Annotated in this window: 14 protein-coding genes; 6 read left to right on the top strand and 8 right to left on the bottom strand. The window is 69.8% G+C overall.

The window, feature by feature from the left end; translation table 11 throughout:
* Nucleotides 1-488 precede the first annotated feature (488 nt).
* From cysC to ACFQRE_RS06410, 3 genes are read left to right on the top strand one after another with little or no spacing between them, the layout of a single operon-like run.
* Nucleotides 489-1817, top strand: a complete 1329-nt coding sequence (gene cysC, locus ACFQRE_RS06420) for an adenylyl-sulfate kinase (protein WP_380120093.1) — start codon at nucleotides 489-491, stop codon at nucleotides 1815-1817.
* The gene (locus tag ACFQRE_RS06415) at nucleotides 1814-2806 is read left to right on the top strand and encodes a sulfite exporter TauE/SafE family protein (protein WP_380120091.1); all 993 of its coding nucleotides are present in this window, start codon (nucleotides 1814-1816) and stop codon (nucleotides 2804-2806) included. The genes cysC and ACFQRE_RS06415 overlap by 4 nt, the downstream gene beginning before the upstream one ends.
* Nucleotides 2803-4344 carry an oligosaccharide flippase family protein gene (locus ACFQRE_RS06410; RefSeq protein ID WP_380120089.1) on the top strand — a complete coding sequence of 514 codons (1542 nt, stop codon included), beginning with the start codon at nucleotides 2803-2805 and terminating at the stop codon, nucleotides 4342-4344. Before ACFQRE_RS06415 ends, ACFQRE_RS06410 begins: the two co-directional genes overlap by 4 nt.
* 276 nt (nucleotides 4345-4620) lie before the next feature.
* Here ACFQRE_RS06410 and ACFQRE_RS06405 read toward each other — a convergent pair whose 3' ends face one another.
* The 4 genes from ACFQRE_RS06405 to ACFQRE_RS06390 form a co-directional block, all read right to left on the bottom strand.
* On the bottom strand, nucleotides 4621-6006 hold the full coding sequence (locus tag ACFQRE_RS06405) for an O-antigen ligase family protein (protein ID WP_380120087.1): 1386 nt from the start codon (nucleotides 6004-6006) through the stop codon (nucleotides 4621-4623).
* Nucleotides 6007-6089: 83 nt separating this feature from the next.
* On the bottom strand, nucleotides 6090-6863 hold the full coding sequence (locus ACFQRE_RS06400; RefSeq protein WP_380120085.1) for a sulfotransferase family protein: 774 nt from the start codon (nucleotides 6861-6863) through the stop codon (nucleotides 6090-6092).
* 18 nt (nucleotides 6864-6881) lie between these two features.
* Nucleotides 6882-8255, bottom strand: a complete 1374-nt coding sequence (locus ACFQRE_RS06395) for a hypothetical protein (RefSeq protein WP_380120083.1) — start codon at nucleotides 8253-8255, stop codon at nucleotides 6882-6884.
* Entirely contained in the window at nucleotides 8231-9037 is an 807-nt protein-coding gene (locus tag ACFQRE_RS06390) for a sulfotransferase family protein (protein WP_380120081.1), read from the bottom strand. Before ACFQRE_RS06390 ends, ACFQRE_RS06395 begins: the two co-directional genes overlap by 25 nt.
* A gap of 218 nt (nucleotides 9038-9255) precedes the next feature.
* Here ACFQRE_RS06390 and ACFQRE_RS06385 point away from each other — a divergent pair, with 218 nt between their 5' ends.
* Complete coding sequence (locus ACFQRE_RS06385) at nucleotides 9256-9942, top strand: hypothetical protein (RefSeq protein ID WP_380120079.1); 687 nt, start codon at nucleotides 9256-9258, stop codon at nucleotides 9940-9942.
* 46 nt (nucleotides 9943-9988) lie between these two features.
* Here the strand turns inward: ACFQRE_RS06385 and ACFQRE_RS06380 are convergent, their stop codons facing one another.
* From ACFQRE_RS06380 to ACFQRE_RS06365, 4 genes are read right to left on the bottom strand one after another with little or no spacing between them, the layout of a single operon-like run.
* Complete coding sequence (locus ACFQRE_RS06380; protein ID WP_380120077.1) at nucleotides 9989-10825, bottom strand: sulfotransferase family protein; 837 nt, start codon at nucleotides 10823-10825, stop codon at nucleotides 9989-9991.
* Nucleotides 10822-12261, bottom strand: a complete 1440-nt coding sequence (locus ACFQRE_RS06375) for a hypothetical protein (RefSeq protein WP_380120075.1) — start codon at nucleotides 12259-12261, stop codon at nucleotides 10822-10824. Before ACFQRE_RS06375 ends, ACFQRE_RS06380 begins: the two co-directional genes overlap by 4 nt.
* The gene (locus ACFQRE_RS06370) at nucleotides 12258-13223 is read right to left on the bottom strand and encodes a sulfotransferase domain-containing protein (protein WP_380120073.1); all 966 of its coding nucleotides are present in this window, start codon (nucleotides 13221-13223) and stop codon (nucleotides 12258-12260) included. Before ACFQRE_RS06370 ends, ACFQRE_RS06375 begins: the two co-directional genes overlap by 4 nt.
* Nucleotides 13223-13957, bottom strand: a complete 735-nt coding sequence (locus ACFQRE_RS06365) for a hypothetical protein (protein WP_380120071.1) — start codon at nucleotides 13955-13957, stop codon at nucleotides 13223-13225. The genes ACFQRE_RS06370 and ACFQRE_RS06365 overlap by 1 nt, the downstream gene beginning before the upstream one ends.
* A 171-nt stretch (nucleotides 13958-14128) precedes the next feature.
* Between ACFQRE_RS06365 and ACFQRE_RS06360 the strand changes: the two genes are divergently transcribed.
* Together ACFQRE_RS06360 and ACFQRE_RS06355 are read left to right on the top strand one after the other, a co-directional pair.
* Nucleotides 14129-15376 (top strand): glycosyltransferase family 4 protein, encoded by a 1248-nt coding sequence (locus ACFQRE_RS06360; RefSeq protein ID WP_380120069.1) that lies wholly within the window; start codon nucleotides 14129-14131, stop codon nucleotides 15374-15376.
* A complete protein-coding gene (locus tag ACFQRE_RS06355; RefSeq protein ID WP_380120067.1) occupies nucleotides 15373-16320 on the top strand; it encodes a sulfotransferase in 948 nt (315 codons plus the stop codon). Before ACFQRE_RS06360 ends, ACFQRE_RS06355 begins: the two co-directional genes overlap by 4 nt.
* Nucleotides 16321-16342 lie beyond the last annotated feature (22 nt).

The following is a 16342-nucleotide window of genomic DNA, read 5'->3' as shown; positions in this document are numbered from 1 at the left end:
TGGGCACCATGTGCAGCCCAACCTTCCAGTGGCCACCGGCGGCGTTCGCGTTGTCCTTCTCCACGTGGGCTCACGGAGCCCAGAGGCTACGGCGAGAACGACGCCACTGAGGGAGTGCACGACGGCGAACTCGGTGCGCTGACCTGCCTCACAATGGGCTGGCGCGCCGAACGCGACGGGTCGGTCGGAGCAGCCGAGAAGGCCACCGAACGAGTTGGCGTGTGCGGGAGGCGCCAAGAGGACGGCGGGGTCACATATGCGTTCGCTGACGGAGGGCGGTTGCGCTTTGGCATGGCGGCCTCCCCGGGAGCGGGAAGGCCACGTCGTCCCGCTCAGCGTGCGGGACGTCTGCCTTGACTCGAGCGCGGCGGCGGCATCTCCAAAACCCGGCGGGACGCCACCGCTAGGTCATACGCTGGACCGACAGGGGCACCGTGGCTCTGGACGTCCTCTGCCTCGTGCACCGCGCTCGCAGAGAGGGTGTGTTAATGCCGACGACATCTACGGTCGGGCCACGCGTGGTGCTCGACGACGTGACCCTCGGCGACGTGGAGCTCGCACTGCTCGGCGTGCTCCCGGTGGACCACGTCCTCGGTGGCGTCGTGCGGGTCGGCTCACCCGTAACCGGCGCCACGGTACTGCTCCCCCGTGGCCTGGACGGCAGCGGGCACCCTTCCGGCGAGCTCCTGCTCGTCGACGAGGAGTGCACACCCCTCGCGACGCTCATCGTCCAGGAGGCTGTTCCTTGCGAGGGCGGGTCCGACCTGTTGCGAGGACTTCTCCGCCGTGAACGCGCCAGGGAATCGGGCGCCGGGGGACCTCGTCTGGACGAGGCGGCCCTCTTGGCCGACTGGCATCTCGTCGTCATCCTTTCCCGCCCGCTCACCACCGACGAGCTGCCGCCCTGGGAGCGGGGTCGCGTGCTTCTGTTGGTGCCGGACAGCCGCCAATCGACCGATGGCATCCCCACAGCGGTCCTGCTGGACATGGCCCGCCACCTCGCACCCGAGGTGGGGAGCGACGTCACCATTCGCACCGCTCCACTGCGGTGGCGCGACCCCGCGAGCGACACGGCTCTGGGGGATCTCCTCGCCGCCCGGCTCGGCGCGCCCGTCGACCTGCGTCATCCGTCTCCCGACGTCGACCCCCGTGCCGTGGGCTGGCGCGATGTCAGGGCCGCCCTTGACTCGGCGGTTCGCGACGACCCCTTGGATCGCGTTCCCGACAGTGTCGACCAAGCGCTGCGGCGGTGGCGCCCACCGAGGCCGCGCCGAGGGGTCGTGGTCATGTTCACCGGCCTGTCGGGCTCGGGGAAGTCAACCCTGGCCCGCTCGGTGCGTGACGCGCTGCTGGAGACCTCGAGTCGCACGGTCAGCCTCCTCGACGGCGACGCCGTTCGCGGCCTGCTGTCGAGTGGGCTCGGCTTCGACCGCGTCGGGCGCGAACAAAACATCCGGCGGATCGGCTTCGTCGCCACCGAGGTGGCTCGCCATGGCGGGTTGGTGCTCTGTGCACCGATCGCGCCCTACCGATCCACTCGCGCAGAGGTGCGGGCCATGGTCCGGGAGGTCGGAGACTTCGTTCTGGTCCACGTGAGCACGCCGCTCGAGACGTGCGAGGCCCGCGACTTCAAGGGCTTGTATGCCGCTGCCCGCGCCGGACGGATTCGGGAGTTCACCGGGGTGTCTGACCCCTACGAGAGCCCGGACGACGCCGACCTCGTCGTAGACACGACGGTGATGCGCGTCGCAGAGGCCACCGCAGTGGTCCTCGCCCACCTTCAGACCGGGGGCTGGCTGTCGGAGGAGATCCGATGAGCGTCGACTGGGCCCTGGCCGCGGCCTGCTTCGGGATAGGTGTCGTGGTCGGCCTCACGGGGATGGGCGGAGGTGCGCTGATGACCCCCGTACTCGTGCTCTTCTTCAACATCCCTCCTCTCACTGCCGTGTCCAGCGACCTCGTCGCTTCGGCGGCGATGAAGCCCGTCGGGGCAGCCGTCCACTTGCGCCGCGGGACGGTCAACCTCCGCCTCGCCGCGTGGCTCTGCGTCGGGTCGGTGCCGACGGCGTTCTCCGGGGTGTTCGTCATCCGTGCACTCGGCGACGGCGAGCAGGTGGAGGAGCTCACGCGCCGCGCCCTGGGCGTGGCCCTGCTCATCGCGGCCGGGGGGCTCATCCTCAAGGCGTACGTGCGACTTGTCGAGCGGGCTCGCCGACGGCGAGCCGAAGGGCTGCTCCGGACGGCGGACAGGCCGGAGGTCGTGGTGCGAGTCCTGCCGACGGTGCTCGTCGGAGCCCTCGGAGGACTCGTGGTCGGGATGACCTCCGTGGGGTCCGGATCGCTCATCATCATCGCGCTGATGGCCCTCTATCCCATGCTCCGGGCGAACAGCCTCGTCGGCACCGACCTGGCGCAGGCTGTCCCCCTCGTCACGTCCGCCGCCGTCGCCCACATCCTCTACGGGGACTTCGAACTCACCCTCACGGCCTCCCTGCTCGTCGGAGCCATCCCCGGTGTCTGGATCGGGGCCCAGCTGTCGTCCCGGGCGCCCGGTGGACTCGTGCGGCGGGCCCTCGCGTTCGTGCTGCTCGCCTCGGCACTGAAGCTGCTCGAGGTGCCCACGTCCGTCACTGCCATGATCCTGCTCGTCTCGCTCGTCATCGCGCCCGTCCTGTGGATGGTGGTCCGCCGTCACCACGGCCTGCCCGCCTTCGGCCGACGATCGCAGGCCCCGCCCGAGGCGGGCACACCGGCGACACAACAGACCGGGCCCGTCGTCGAGCCTCCGCGCGCCAGCGACGCATGACGTCGCGAGGGGACCACCCGAGCCCCGCCGGGGACGCACGCAGGGCGCAGACGTTCGCACGGGGGGGTGCACTCAACCTCGCCGGGGCTCTGGTCCAGCAGGCTGCTCTTTTCGTGGTGCTGAGTCTGCTGGCTACTTCTCTCGGGGCCGCGGACCTCGGGCGCTACTCGCTGCTCTACGGAATGCTGGCCCTGTTGTCGCTGCTCGGGCTGGCCGGCTTCCGAGCCGGGATGACTCGTTTCGTCGCGATCTACCTCGCCGACGACGACCCGGCGCGATTGCGTGGAACCGTGCGGCTCGGTATGGGCGTCACCGTCCTCGGATCGTCGGCACTGGCCGTAGGGCTGGCGTTGGCAGCCCCCGCCGTGGCCGCCTTCTACCGCGACGCCACGCTCGTGGACGGCGTGCGGATCGTCGCACTGACCCTGCCGGCCACCACGATCACGGACGCCGCCCTCTCTGCCACCCAAGGCTGGCGCAGCCAGGTCGAGTACACCCTCATCGGTCGCTTCCTCGACCCGCTGACGGTCCTCGGTCTCACGGGTCTCGTGGTCGGCCTCGGCCTTGGCCTGACGGCAGCTCTGTGGGCCGTCGCGGCCGGGGCGTGGCTCGCCGCCGTCCTCTCGGTGGCGGCCCTCATCCGCCGCCTGCGGTGGATACCGAAGGTGCGTCCGATCATCGAGGCCCGGGCGATATTCTCGTTCTCGCTGGTCAGCTGGGGATCCACACTCGCTGCGACAGGTCTCATCTGGTCGGGCACCCTAATCCTCGGCAGGCTCAGTGACCCGCAGAGCGTCGGGGTCTTCACCGTCGGGGCGCGCCTGGTCTCCCTCGCCGTATTCGTCATGGCTCCCATCACCAACGCGTTCACCCCCCACATGGCGCACCTCGCTCACCTGGGGCACCGTGACGAGGCGGCACGCGCCTACGGCACGGCCACACGGTGGATCCTCGCCGCATCCCTGCCCGCCTTCGTCCTGCTGGTCACATTCGCCGGGCCGGTGCTCCTGCTCTTCGGTGAGGACTTCGTCGCGGGGGCGATGGTCACGGTCGTCCTTGCCTTCGGACAATTCGTCGCCGCTGTGGCAGGGCCGTGTGGTGTGGTGCTCAACATGTCCGGGCGGGTCGTGCTTTCCATGGTGGACAACGTCGGAGTCCTCATTCTCAACGTTGTGCTCACCCTGCTCCTCGTTCCCCCCTTCGGCATCACCGGCGCCGCGCTCGCTTGGTCGATCTCGCTCGTCGTTGTCAACGTGACCAAGGTGCTGCAGGTGTACCGGGTGCTCGGCACCGTCGCCCTCGGCGCACGCATCGTCCCCCTGATCCTCGCCTCGCTCCCCGCAGCAGCACTGGGACTCCTGGTGCGGTCCGTGGTCGAGGAGCCTGTGACGGCCCTGCTCGTAGGAGTACCACTCCTGCTCACGGTTCAGTCCGCGCTCCTGGTGCGGTTCGGGATCGCGCCGGAGGACCGTGCAGCACTGCGGGCGATCGTCGCGCGAGTCACACGACTGAGGCCCAGCAAGACCCTGATGACGTGAGCTGGATCCTGAGAGGCATCCGAGCAATGGTCGACCAGTCCTTGGCCGATGGCCCGCCCGTTCACTTCCTCGCATCGCGCCTGGCCGCCATCCCCCGCGACCGGGGCGACCGCCCACCAGTTGCGTACGGACGCGCAAGGCCCGGCAGTCCCTCCCTCACCCGACAATGTCGCCGGTGTCGGCCCTGCGCCATACTCGAGTGGGCCGTCGTGTCAGTCAGGATGGCCTCGCGCGGCGCGACCAGTGAGCACACGGAACGACCAATCGGTGCCGCAGTCAACGACCCCGATGACGTCGCTCGCCGGACGCGGAGCGGAGCACCCAGCCGGCAGCGGCCGCGAACGCGAACAGGTACCAGAGGCTCACCACGTTGGACATGACGTTGGCGAACGCGGCACTGAGGCTGAACGCGACTGCGCATCCGAAGGCCCCGACGGCCACTGCATGACCGGGGCTGCCTCGCGGTACCGCACGAATCGCGGCCCACGCGGTGCCGAGGAGGGTGGCGATGACCGCGACGAAGGTGCCGAACCCGATGACACCCGTCTCGACGTAAGCACGCAGGAAGTCGTTGTGCGGCTGCTTCTCGGAAGCCGTGCCGTACTGGGTCATGGTCAGGCCGATCCCGGTGACCGGGTTCTCGTTCGCCAGCGGGAGCACCTCGGCCCAGTAGCGAAAGCGCCAGTCGACGGTGTTCCCGGTCGGCGCTGATGCGCCCAGCTCGGTTCCGGTCCCCGTCGTGCCGAACCGTTCGGAGACTCCGGGCAGCATCAACAGAGCGATGACGGCGAAGACGCTCATCCCCACGAGAATCTTGTGGCGCCGCTGCAACGCGGCCACGAGGGCGATGCCGATCACCGCCCCCAACATCCCGGTGCGAGTGAGGGTCATCACGAGGAAGACCCCGGACAGCATGATCACGGCCAGGGCGGGCACGCGCAGCCGCCGCTCGATGTACGGATACACGGCGATGGCGAAGACCAGCATGTAGGCGAGGTAGCGGCTGAAGGTGTTCGACTGGTTGAAGGGGCCGGTGAGCCGAGTGAACGAGCCGGCTGTCTCGGACGGAGGGTTGCCGGTGACGATGCCGAAGACGGTGTACAGCAGCGGGTACAGCAGGCCGACGTAGCACGCCCCGAGCACGAGACCCATCGACCGCTCGTCGCGGATGAGCTGTTCGAGCACGATGAACATCATCACCACGGACGCGATTCGGGTCGCCTCCAATGCGCTCGCGCCGGGCCGGGCGGAACCGATGACACTGAGGTAGGCGGTCGTGCCGAACGCAATGAGCGCCCAGCCGAGCCGGCCGGGGGCGACAGCCCTCTGTTCGGCGACCCGCCCCGCCAACCAGAGCAGGGCTGCCGCGAGGAAGAGCACGGCGAGCATGCTCGAGGGGTCCACGCCCCGGGACACGCCTGCCCCCCCAGCGGTGCCGGTGGGGTCGCCGCTGAGCTTGACGAGATCGATGCTGGGGCGGATGGCCAGTAGGAGGAGGACGAAGATCCGGTACCGGGTGAAGGCAAGCACCCCGACAGCGAGCCCGACCAGGAGGGCCAGGGGCAGGACGGTGAGGATCTTGTCGCCCCGAGCCATGGCGAGCCCGGACACCACTGCGGCCGCGACGGCAACGGCACCAAGACCGAAACTCAGTACCAGCATTGGTCTGGTCGTGGCCGAGGCTGCGGCCGAGCGGGACGGGGCATCCGAGGGTCCCTGGGTGGGGGTGCCGGCCGTTGACACTGTCAGTACCCGAGCTCGTGAAGCAGCCGACGGCTGTTGGTCCAGACCAGGAGCCGCACGAGTGGGTCGAGCTCGCGACGGTGCGAGCCCACCCGAGACGCGTAGACCGCCGCCTCAGTGCCAGCGGTGGCTCGACGCGCCGCGAGCTGGGCGTGGTACCGCGCGGGGACGTCGTGTCGGGCCTTGTCGAAATCGAGCACGGCGGGGTCCCATTCCTCCCCCAGCCACGCGAGGAGGTCTCGCATGGTCGCCTCGGGGTCCGCGACGAGGTTCTCGTAGCGCACCTCTGTGTACGCCTCACCCGGAAGGCCGCGAGCCGCGTCCCGCGCCGTCCCGACGTAGCGGGGCCACTTGGCGGTGGACTTCAGGCAGGACCAGTAGCCGAACCGCTCGCGGTGCGAGACCGCGACGTCCCGGGGATCACGAATCACGTGCACGACCTGCGCATCAGGAAAGATGCGCAGGATCAGCGGGAGCATGAGGGCATAGCGTGGTGTCTTGTCGGCCCAGCGCTCCTTGCCCTTGGACTTGGCGTAGTCACCGTGGATCCCCTCGAAGAAGCCGCGAATCCTCCGGATCCACTCCTCCTCGGTGAAACCGTACTGGGACAGCCGCTTCCAGTCGTCCGTGAGGATCGGCTCGAACCCCTCCAGGAAGCGCGTCTCGGGGCCGCAGCTGATCCTCGCGTGGGAGTCCAGCATGAGGCGGAGCATCGTGGTGCCGGACCGCTGGCAGCCGACGACGAAGATCGGACGGTTCGAGGGTGTCGCAGTCACGTGACGTCTACCCTCCGTTCAGCGTCGGCGAGGCTGGCGCGTGGCACGGGCTGCGCCGTTACGGCCCTCTTCCCAGGAGAAGGCGTCCGGATCACTGCCGGCGACCGGTCGGGCCTGCTCGACCGACGGCTCGGGCACCGGTTCCCGCTCGGCGCCCCCCGCGTCGGTCTCGCCTCGAGGTTCCCCGACCTCGGCCCGAGTGTGGTCGCCCCGTCGGTCGTCGTCCGGTACCACGACCGTTCCTGAACCGTTCCGGGCCGAGGTCAGGTGTCGTGAGCGGGAGTCGGCCGGGAGGGCCGGTCCGGGAGGGTCGGTCATGACGGGACCGGCACGGTCGACCACATCGTCGTCCACCCCGGTCTCCGCGGCACTGCCGCCGGGTCGCCGCGAACCCCGCGCACGGCTGCGGCCCAGCAACTCCAGGACGAACACCACGACGAGAGCGGTGAAGATCCCCGCGCCGAGCACCGGGAGGACGAGCGACCACGCGGCAGTGGACGCGGCCGCGGTTGACACGCCCGAGACGAACACGACGCGGTCCGACGAGGTCGCCGTCAGTTGGCCGGTGGCCAGCCGGTACTCCTGCTGGGCCGAGGCGAGGGCGTCGGCTGCAGCCTGCTGCTTGGCTTCCACCGTGGCGAAGTCGGCGAGGATCGGTCCGTACCCGGCCGCCTCGATTTGCGCGGCCTTCAGCGGGGCGTTGAGGACGGCGGCCCCGACGGCATTTCCGTTTGCGCGCAGGGTGGCCTGCTGCTGCTCCAAACTGGAAATCTTGCTCACGAGAGCCTGGTAGGTCTCTCGGGGGTTCGCTCGGCCAACCTTCTTGGCCAGCGCCTCGGCCTCGGCGTTGGCCGTCTCGACCTCACGGGCCGCGGCGTCACGGTCACGGATCGACTGGTCGGCGCGCGGGCGGAACAGCGCGATGAGCGTCTCCTCGACCACGGCCGTGAGCACCGGCTCGACGGTCTCACGTTTGCCGCTTTCGTAGGCGACCCGCATCGTCGAGCTGTCCCCCACCTGCGTGACGAGGAGCCCGTCCCGAAGGTCGCGGACCGTCATGGACGTGCGTGCACTGACGACGTTGAGCACGTACGGCCCGCTCGCGGCAGCGCCGAAGGCCGACACGAACTGACCCACGCCCTGTGGACCGGTGAACTGACTGCTCGTCGTGCCGACGAGGGCCGTCCCGTTGACGGTGGCAACGCCCGCATACGTGGGGGGCCTGAACAAGGCCCACGCCACCGCGGCGGCGACCGCGACGAGCGGCACGAGCACGAGCACGAGCCACCTCCGGTGGAGGATGCGGAGGTAATCGATGATCTCCATGGCGGGCTGCGCTCCGGGGTCGGGGTCGGTGGTCAGGGTCGTCAGTTCGGTTCGTGTTCGGGCCACGACACGTCCACGCCCTCGATGGTGGAGAGGAGGGCGTTGTGCGGGCGGTAGTACGTCTGCAGGCGCGTGATGAGGTGGGGGGGCATCGAGCCGTACGGCCGGTTGGCGTTCTGCGGTTGGAGGTCGTCGGGCACGAACGGCGAAAGACCAAGGAAGTCCCACACCTTCGCGAGCTGGCCCTTCGGGTCGGCGAACAGCCGTTCGCTCTGCACGACGAGCACACGCTCGGCCCCGACGTGCCGCTGCAGCTCGAGGATCTGCGCGGCGTAGTGACCGCGGCGTTGGTACGCGTGGTAGCGCCAGTGTGGGCTCTGGTAGCCGGGGTCGCTGCGCAGCCTTCCCTCCTCCCCCGCAAGACGATCCGGCTCGGCGTCGAGCGCCTCCTCGAAGCCGAGGGTCTCGCGACCCTTGGCCACCTCGTACGCGTGGTGGGACCACGCTCGGGCGACAGGGTCCCGCAGACAGGTGATGAGCAGGACTTCCGGAAGAGTGCGCGCGATCCGGGCAGGGGCCTCGGGATGGAACATGTAGTAAGGGCTCGCCTCCCCGGTGATCCGCTTGCCGGGCGCCTGCTTCGGGTAGGCCGAGCGGAACCAGGCCTCACCCTTGGTCCAGTTGACATCGAAGTAGTGCGTGCCCTTCTCCGACAGGCACGGGGAGACCTCTGGGTGTCCGGCGATCCAGTCAGCGAGCGATGTCGAACCGCCTCGTTTGGTCCCCACGACGAGGTAGCCGGGCACCATCCGCTCTCCCCGGCGCAGGATCGGGCGCAACGGGCTCAAGGTCTGCCGCAATCGTGTCGAAGGTTTCATCGACATCGCGCTCCGTCCTCGGTCCTACTGACGAGGGTATGACCCCGACGCCCACCGGGCGGGCGTTCACCCGATCCGGTCCCGATCCGGCCCCTGCGTGGCATGATCAGATGATCATGATATCGACAGGGTGACGTCGCGGTCTTGGAATCGCATGAACCGTCATGTCGACCCGATGAGGAGGGTCGGTGACCTCAATACGCAGCACCCGTGGCTCCTTCGTCGCCACCGTCCTGGTCGCCGTCCTGGCGGCCTGCAGCACCGAGGCCAGCACGCGTGACCTCGGGGGTCGTGAGACACCAGTCGCCTCTCCCACCGCCCCGGCCAGCCCTGCGCCCACAGGAACGTCGACTTCAACGCCCACCGCCGCTACTCCGGTCCGGCCGGCCGCTGTGACGAAAGAGCTCGACGAACTTGCCCGCAACCTGCGCGACCTCTCCCACGCGGCCAGCTCGCGAGACGCGATGCCCGCCGTCGCCTCGGCGCTGGCGGCGACGCGCACTGAGGTCAAGGAACTTCGGGACAAGGCCTACGGCCCCGACAAGTCGTGTGCGACCGTCGAGTCGGCTCTCTCCCGTGCCCGCTTGAATGCCGCGCGGACGGCGGCGGCGGCGGCGGCGGTCCGCAGCCGCAACGCAGTCCGCTCAGCCCTGCTCGTGCGTGCTCGGGCAACCCTCGGACGGCTCGGCGCAGCCAGCACGGCGGGCGGGCGTACGTCGACCGCGGACGAGGCGGCCGCCCTCGCTCAGGCGCGGACCACCATCGAGGGCGCTGCCGACCAGATCTCGGGGACGGAGCAGACGGCGAACTCCGCCGTGGCCTCGGCACAGGACCTGCGCGTCACGGCGGACACGGTCGCCGCGAAGGCCTGCTGACGGCCTGTGCCATGGGCCCGGCCGGATGGTGGGCACGAGCTCGTGCTCAGGCACGGAGCAGGTGCGGGTCTGCCGCCACTGCGCGTTGGGCGCTGAGGTCCGTGACGTCGTAGCCGAACTGCGCGATGCGGTCTCCGTATCGTCGCTCGATGAGGCGGCGCTGCCACCCCCCCGGGCGCAGCGAGGAGCGAAGCTCCTCCCACCACAGCTCGTACTCGGACCCGTGGTCGCGTGACAGCGGCTGCAGCGGATGAGCGGGGTCAAGACCGAGGTGGCTTCGCACTCGCTCCAGCTCGGGGCCGGGTGCGTGAACCAGGGTCTCGTAGTGCACGACCATGGCGCGCGGGAGTCGTTCGAGGTCCTCCGCGAGAATGTCGTGAGCGAGGATCCAGTGCTCGACCAACCTGCTCAGCGACTCGAACCGGCGAGGGTCACCTGAGGAGAACCTGCGCCACTTCTTCGTCGACAGCGCGACTGCCACGGGGTGGCGCACGACGATGATGAGGGCCGAGCCGGGGTATGCCGCCTGCAGGAAACGTCCCATGAGGATGTTGGGCGGCGACTTCTCCAAGAGCAGTCGCGCGCCGTCGTCCCAGTACGGCAGCCAGGCGTCGAGCATGGCTTGGGGCGCCTCGGGGGTCAACAACGGCGAGTCCTCGGTGAGGTGCGCCCGCGGATCACGCGCGAAGCGTCCGGATCCACCGAAGACCTTGGCCTTGGGATAGACGCCCTGCAGGTGTTGGCCCTCGTCCTCACGCACTCCCGTACGGGCGAGCCCTGAGACATCGGGGTGCTCCGCGAGCAGCCGGGCGAACGGTGTCGTGCCGCTGCGGTGCAGCCCGCCGACGAAGACGAGACGGGCCGGGTCGATGCTCGTCGTCACGGGGAGTCCTTCCACAGCTCGTCGGGGGTCGACGCGCCGGTGACGCGCACCGGTTTGTTTCCCACGACTTCGGTGGCGGGTGATCCAGGTGGCAGCGGCTCCACACGCATCCCGGGCGCCGGCTGCACCGGATCTCCGGTGGACCACACGTACGCGACCGACTTGCCCTCTTTCGTGAGGGCGACACCGCGGACGTCACCCTGAATGACGGGGGCGGCCCGCGCGGCGCGGGCATCGGCGGCGAACCGCGCGTAGACCTCACCGAGCGGACGCACCGACGCGTCGGCTGCGAGGAGCCCTGAGCGGGGTTCGTCGGCGTTGCGGCCGTCCGGGTTGGGGATGAGGGGGAGCCAGATGACCTTGCGCATCCCGGCGGCCAGGAACAGTGACACCTTCACGACCAGGTCCGTGACCTGCTCCTCCTGGGAGAGCTCCGCCCCCCGGACGAAGCTCCCCACCTCCCACAGCTCGACCGGGACGTTTGCGGGGGTCGTCTCACGGACGTAGTCGGTGAGCAGGTCCGCCGCAGAGGCGTCCTCGTAGAAGTGAACCTGCCGCACGTCGACGACGCCCTGGTCGAGCAGCCGGATCGTCGCGGCGAGGTAGTCGGCGTTGCGGCGCTGCTGCTCCCCGGCGAGCGCGGCGCGGAGCTCGTCGACCCCCGCGGCCCGGATGAGCTCGTCACCGCGGGTCCCGAAGCGCCGGGAGTAGTAGGTGTTCCACGCCCCGACGGCTGCATCCTCGTCGCCGTCATCGATGAGCCGTTGCGCGATGCCGACGCCGTAGCTCGTGCTGCTCAACCCGGCGTCGACGACGACCGCCTCGGGATCGAGGGATCGGACCGTGCGGGCTGCCGTCGCGACGAGGCGCTCGTACTGGGCCGCCGTGCCCGCCCAGAACGTCGGGGAGTTCACCTCGTTCTCGACAGCCCAGACGCGCACTCCCCTGGCGGAGTAGCGACGCACGGCTTCGGTGACGAAGTCGGTGTACTCCAGCTCGGACCGAGGCATACTCGACTCGGTCTTGGCCTTGTTCCCCCTGACGAACTCACCTTCCTGGCCGGTCGCCCAGCACTGTCCCACCCGAACCTTGAGCATGAGCTCGACACCGGCTCGTTCGGCCCGGCTCGCAATGCGGTCCAGGATCGCCCAGTTGCGATCGCCGGGGGTCTTCTCGACCTGGCACCAGACGAGCTCGTAGAACGTCGCACCCCCGGACAGCTGCCGCACGTAGGGCTCGAAGGCGTCGAAGCGACCCCAGTCCCATTTCGCTCCGACCGGCCCCTCGCCGTCGCCGGGCGTGGGCACGACGACGGGGGTCGGCGGGACAGAAGCCCCGCTGGGCACGGTCGAGGGCGGCACGTAGTCAGGTGTCCCGCCGGTGCAGCCGGTCAGCGTGGCGACGACGATCGCACCGGCCGCGGCGAGCCACCTCACGACGCCATTCCCTGCTGCTCGCGGAGCCGCGTCAGCCGCTTCTCGAGGCCGTGGGCCAGCGCGAGGACCCGCGGGTCGATGTCCAACGGCTTGTGCCCGTGGGTGCTACGACGGGTCACGTGGGCGCAGAGCTCGGGGCGAAAGGGGAAGTCGAGGAACGTGCAGATCCGGCGCATCTCGGACTCGGGGTCGGCGGCGAAGGCGTCGTAGGAGACGAGGAGCACGTCGTCGCGAGCGTCGAGGCCGAGGTCGAAGACCAGCTGGTTGCGCACCACCCAGAACAGTGCCGCGGCCGTGTGCGAGGTCATGCTTTCGGTGTCGAAGGATCGGACCAGCTCCACACTCGCCGAGGGCAGGCGTTCGCCCTGCCACCTCAGCTCGCCGCGACCGGCCGCGATGTCCCGCAGTGCGATGAGGTTGGCGGGGCCAAACTTCGAGACCTCCGAGCGCGCCCGCTCGACGACGTCACGCACCACCCAGAGCGCCCTGCCGTGCGGCAGCAGTGGGTCATCAAGCAGCAGATCGACCCGGTGTGAGTCGCAGATGGGCTTGATCAGCACGAGGTGGTGGCGGCTCCTGCGCACCGCCGCCGCGAGGGTGTCCCGATCCCGGAGCCGGAACCGCTCGAACAGCTCGCGGTCGTTCTCTCCCCGAGCCTCGATCTGCGGAGCCGCATCGAGACCACGAAGGAGCATGTTGGTCCCGGACCGCTGCAGGCCGACGACGTAGACCGGCCGGGTCGACCCGGGCAAACCACCCGAACGGCGGCGCCAGAGAGCCTTGCGAAGGGCCGAGCCGACGCGTTCGCGTGGGTCGAGTCGGTCCTCCTCGACGAGCCGGCCGATGCCCTCGGTACGGGCCCAGTAGGCGTGCCGCAACACCTTGCGCAGCACGTATCGGGGCGTGGACTCAGGGGCCACCGGTGGGGCGCTCCACCGCGCGAGGAGGTCTCCGCGGGACATCAGGACCGCACGCCTGCGGCCAGGTGGGTGCGCATGACCGCCCTCAGCTCGGCGACCCGCTCGGGTGCTCCCTCGCCCACGGCTGCCTCAAGCCCTGCGAGCGAGGCCACCCGCCCGGCGGCATACCAGGGAGCCAGGAACGACGCATACTCCCCCGCACCCACGTCGAGGTGGCGCACGAGAACGCTGGTGTTGTCGATGACCGGCATCGGACGTGGTTCCACGACGTACATCTCGGGCTGGAGGGGGAGTCCGTCACGAAGGAGCAGGGCCAACCGGTGCGCCCCGTCACCGACGTGGAGCGTCTTCGCGACGAGCAGGCCAGAGTCGGCCGTCCTGGCACTGCTCGTGCGCCGGAGGGTCACCGGGTGGCTCGGGTCGAAACCACGAACCAAGTAGGAACGGAGGAGGGTGGCCGTGCGCCCCACCCGGTCACCGTATGCCGTCCGGAGCGCGACTTCGTCGCTCGCGAGGTGGGGACGGAAACGGGCGACCTCGATGTGGCGGAACCATGCGGCATACTCATGGTCCAAGGCCTGTCGGGCCGTTGCCACGGGGTCGTCATCGAGCCTCGGCTCGAGCCAGTCGAGGAAGCGGGCGCGGACGACCACGTCGAAGCGCAGCGGAGCGATGAGCTCGGCGATGTCGACGGGATCGGTTCCGGCGCGAGTCGGCCGCCAGGTGACGGCCCGTCGGACTCGCCGGCGGATCCCGCGCCCTACTGATCCCTGCATGGATCCTCCCGGCGCGATGACCTGCACTCCTCCGGGTCGACGCTGCACCCGGCTCTCACATCGTAGCCGCGGGATCGGCTCCGTGCGGGTGACCGGCAACATCCGCAGACCACCGGACACGCGCGGTCGCATGCAGTAAATTGGGCGACGATCGGAAGGGGCTGTGGACCGATGCGTGTGCTGCACGTGAACAAGTTCCTCCATCGGCGTGGCGGCGCGGAGGGGTACATGTTCGACGTCGGGGCGCTCCAGAGCTCCCGCGGGGACGTGGTCGACTTTTGGGGTATGGACCACCCCGACAACGCGCCCGGCCTCCCCCTCGCCGACACCTTCGCGCGCTACGTCCAGCTCGACCCTGCTCCCGGTGGGCTCGCCAGTCTCGGCGCGGCAGCGCGCATGGTGTGGTCCCCACGCAGCCGCACGGGTATCGAGCAGGCTCTGGCCCGGTTCGAGCCCGACATCGTGCACTTCCACAACGTCTACCACCAGCTCTCACCCTCGGTCGTGGCTGCGGTGGCGTCCGCGGACGTGCCTTGCGTCATGACCCTGCACGACTACAAGATCGCCTGTCCCAGCTATCAGCTACTCGCGAACGGCGCGCTGTGCCAGGACTGCGTCGAGTCCGGTACCTGGCATGCCGTGGCGCGCCGGTGCAAGGAGGGCTCGCTCGCAGCGAGCGCCGTGCTCGCAGCCGAGTCGGGCGTGCACCGGGCGTTGGGCGCATGGGATGCCGTCGACCTCTTCCTGAGCCCGAGCCGCTTCCTTGCTGACGTCGTCCGTCGCAGTGGGGTGGCGGAGGGCCGGATCAGGGTGCTCCACAATGTCGTCGACCCCGCCGGGGATCCCGCCACCGGGCCTGGGCGAGACCTCGTCGTCGCTGGCCGACTGAGTCACGAGAAGGGGGTCGACGTCGCGATCAGGGCGATGACCTCGGTGCCGGGGGACACCGTGCTCCATGTCGCCGGTGACGGCCCCCAGGCCCAGTCCCTGCACGACCTGGCACACCGGCTCGCGCCCGGGCGCGTACGTTTCCACGGTCGGCTGCCAGCCCCCGACCTACACCGGCTGGTCGCGTCCTGCGTGGCCACCGTCGTCCCGTCCCGGTGGCACGAGAACCAGCCCCTGTCCGTACTCGAGTCCTTCGCTCTGGGCGTCCCCGTGGTCTCGACGGACCTCGGCGGTCTTCCCGAGCTCGTCACCGACGGCCTCACGGGCCGGCTCGTTCCGGCGGATCGGCCGGAGGCCCTGGCCACGTGCCTTACCGCGATGGTGTCTGACCCGGTGTCCGCACACGAGATGGGCCGACGCGCCCTCACGCTGGTCGCGACGAGCTTCTCCCCACGGTCGCACCTCGCGGGACTCGATGCCGCGTACCGCGACGTGGCCCGAGGACGTGTTGCGGCGGGGATCGGCGCGTGAGCCGGCGTCCGATCCGGGTGCTGTACGTCGGCGGCGCCGGCCGCAGCGGCACGACGATCGTCAGCACCATCCTGGGTCAGTCCCCCGGCGTCTTCGCCGCTGGCGAGCTGCGCTACGCGTGGGAACGAGGGTTCGACCAGGACCACCGTTGCGGGTGTGGCGAGCAGTTCAGTCGCTGCCCCGTGTGGACCCGGGTCGTGGACCGAGCCTTCGGCGTCGACGGACCACCTGACCCTGTCGCCGTCCACGAGGACCTGCTCCGCCGACTGCGCACCATGAGGATTCCGCTGGGGCTGGTGCGTTCGGCCGTCGGCCGGTCGTTCGTGCCGTACCACCGGCACGACGCCACGATTCACCGCCTGTATGCCGCCGTGGCCGAGCTCGACGGCGTCGACGTCATCGTGGACTCCTCCAAGAGCCCCGTCTATGCCCTCCTGCTGAGCCGGCTGCCTGACGTGGAGCTCACGATGCTCACTGTCGTCCGCGATCCTCGCGCCGGAGCACACTCGTGGCGTCGGACCAAACCCACTGGTGACCGCGATGACGGTGCGACCATGGAGCGCCTCGAGATCTGGCGCAGCGCCCTCGTGTGGACCGTGTGGTACACCCTGCTGGGTCACTGGTTCCCCGCCGGGGACCGTCATCTCGTGATGCGCTACGAGGACTTCGTGGCACAGCCGGAGACGTCGATCCAACGGGTGCTCGACCGGCTGGGTCGCATGCGCGGTCCTGAGTTCGGCGCCGACGGGACCGTCAGGCTGGAGCCGACGCACACCGTCGCCGGCAACCCGAACCGGCACTCGTCGGGACTGGTCCGCCTTGCGCTCGACGACGAGTGGCGCACGAGTATGCCGTGGCGCGACCGCGCGCTGGGCACCCTGTTGACCCTTCCCCTGCTCGGCCGCCACGGCTATCGCATCGGAGGGCTGTCCTTCCGCGGGTGACGGCCGACTTCTACCGACAGGG

This window comes from Knoellia pratensis, from assembly GCF_042666395.1.
Lineage (GTDB): Bacteria > Actinomycetota > Actinomycetes > Actinomycetales > Dermatophilaceae > Knoellia > Knoellia pratensis.
This window is presented reverse-complemented; position numbering and strand designations above follow the sequence as displayed.

Bases quoted from the DNA above. Each gene is read 5' to 3' on its own strand.
- ACFQRE_RS06405 (WP_380120087.1), bottom strand. From the start codon at position 6,006: ATGCTGGTACTGAGTTTCGGTCTTGGTGCCGTTGCCGTCGCGGCCGCA.
- ACFQRE_RS06370 (WP_380120073.1), bottom strand. From the start codon at position 13,223: ATGTCCCGCGGAGACCTCCTCGCGCGGTGGAGCGCCCCACCGGTGGCC.
- ACFQRE_RS06360 (WP_380120069.1), top strand. From the start codon at position 14,129: ATGCGTGTGCTGCACGTGAACAAGTTCCTCCATCGGCGTGGCGGCGCG.
- cysC (WP_380120093.1), top strand. From the start codon at position 489: ATGCCGACGACATCTACGGTCGGGCCACGCGTGGTGCTCGACGACGTG.
- ACFQRE_RS06365 (WP_380120071.1), bottom strand. From the start codon at position 13,957: ATGCAGGGATCAGTAGGGCGCGGGATCCGCCGGCGAGTCCGACGGGCC.
- ACFQRE_RS06415 (WP_380120091.1), top strand. From the start codon at position 1,814: ATGAGCGTCGACTGGGCCCTGGCCGCGGCCTGCTTCGGGATAGGTGTC.
- ACFQRE_RS06410 (WP_380120089.1), top strand. From the start codon at position 2,803: ATGACGTCGCGAGGGGACCACCCGAGCCCCGCCGGGGACGCACGCAGG.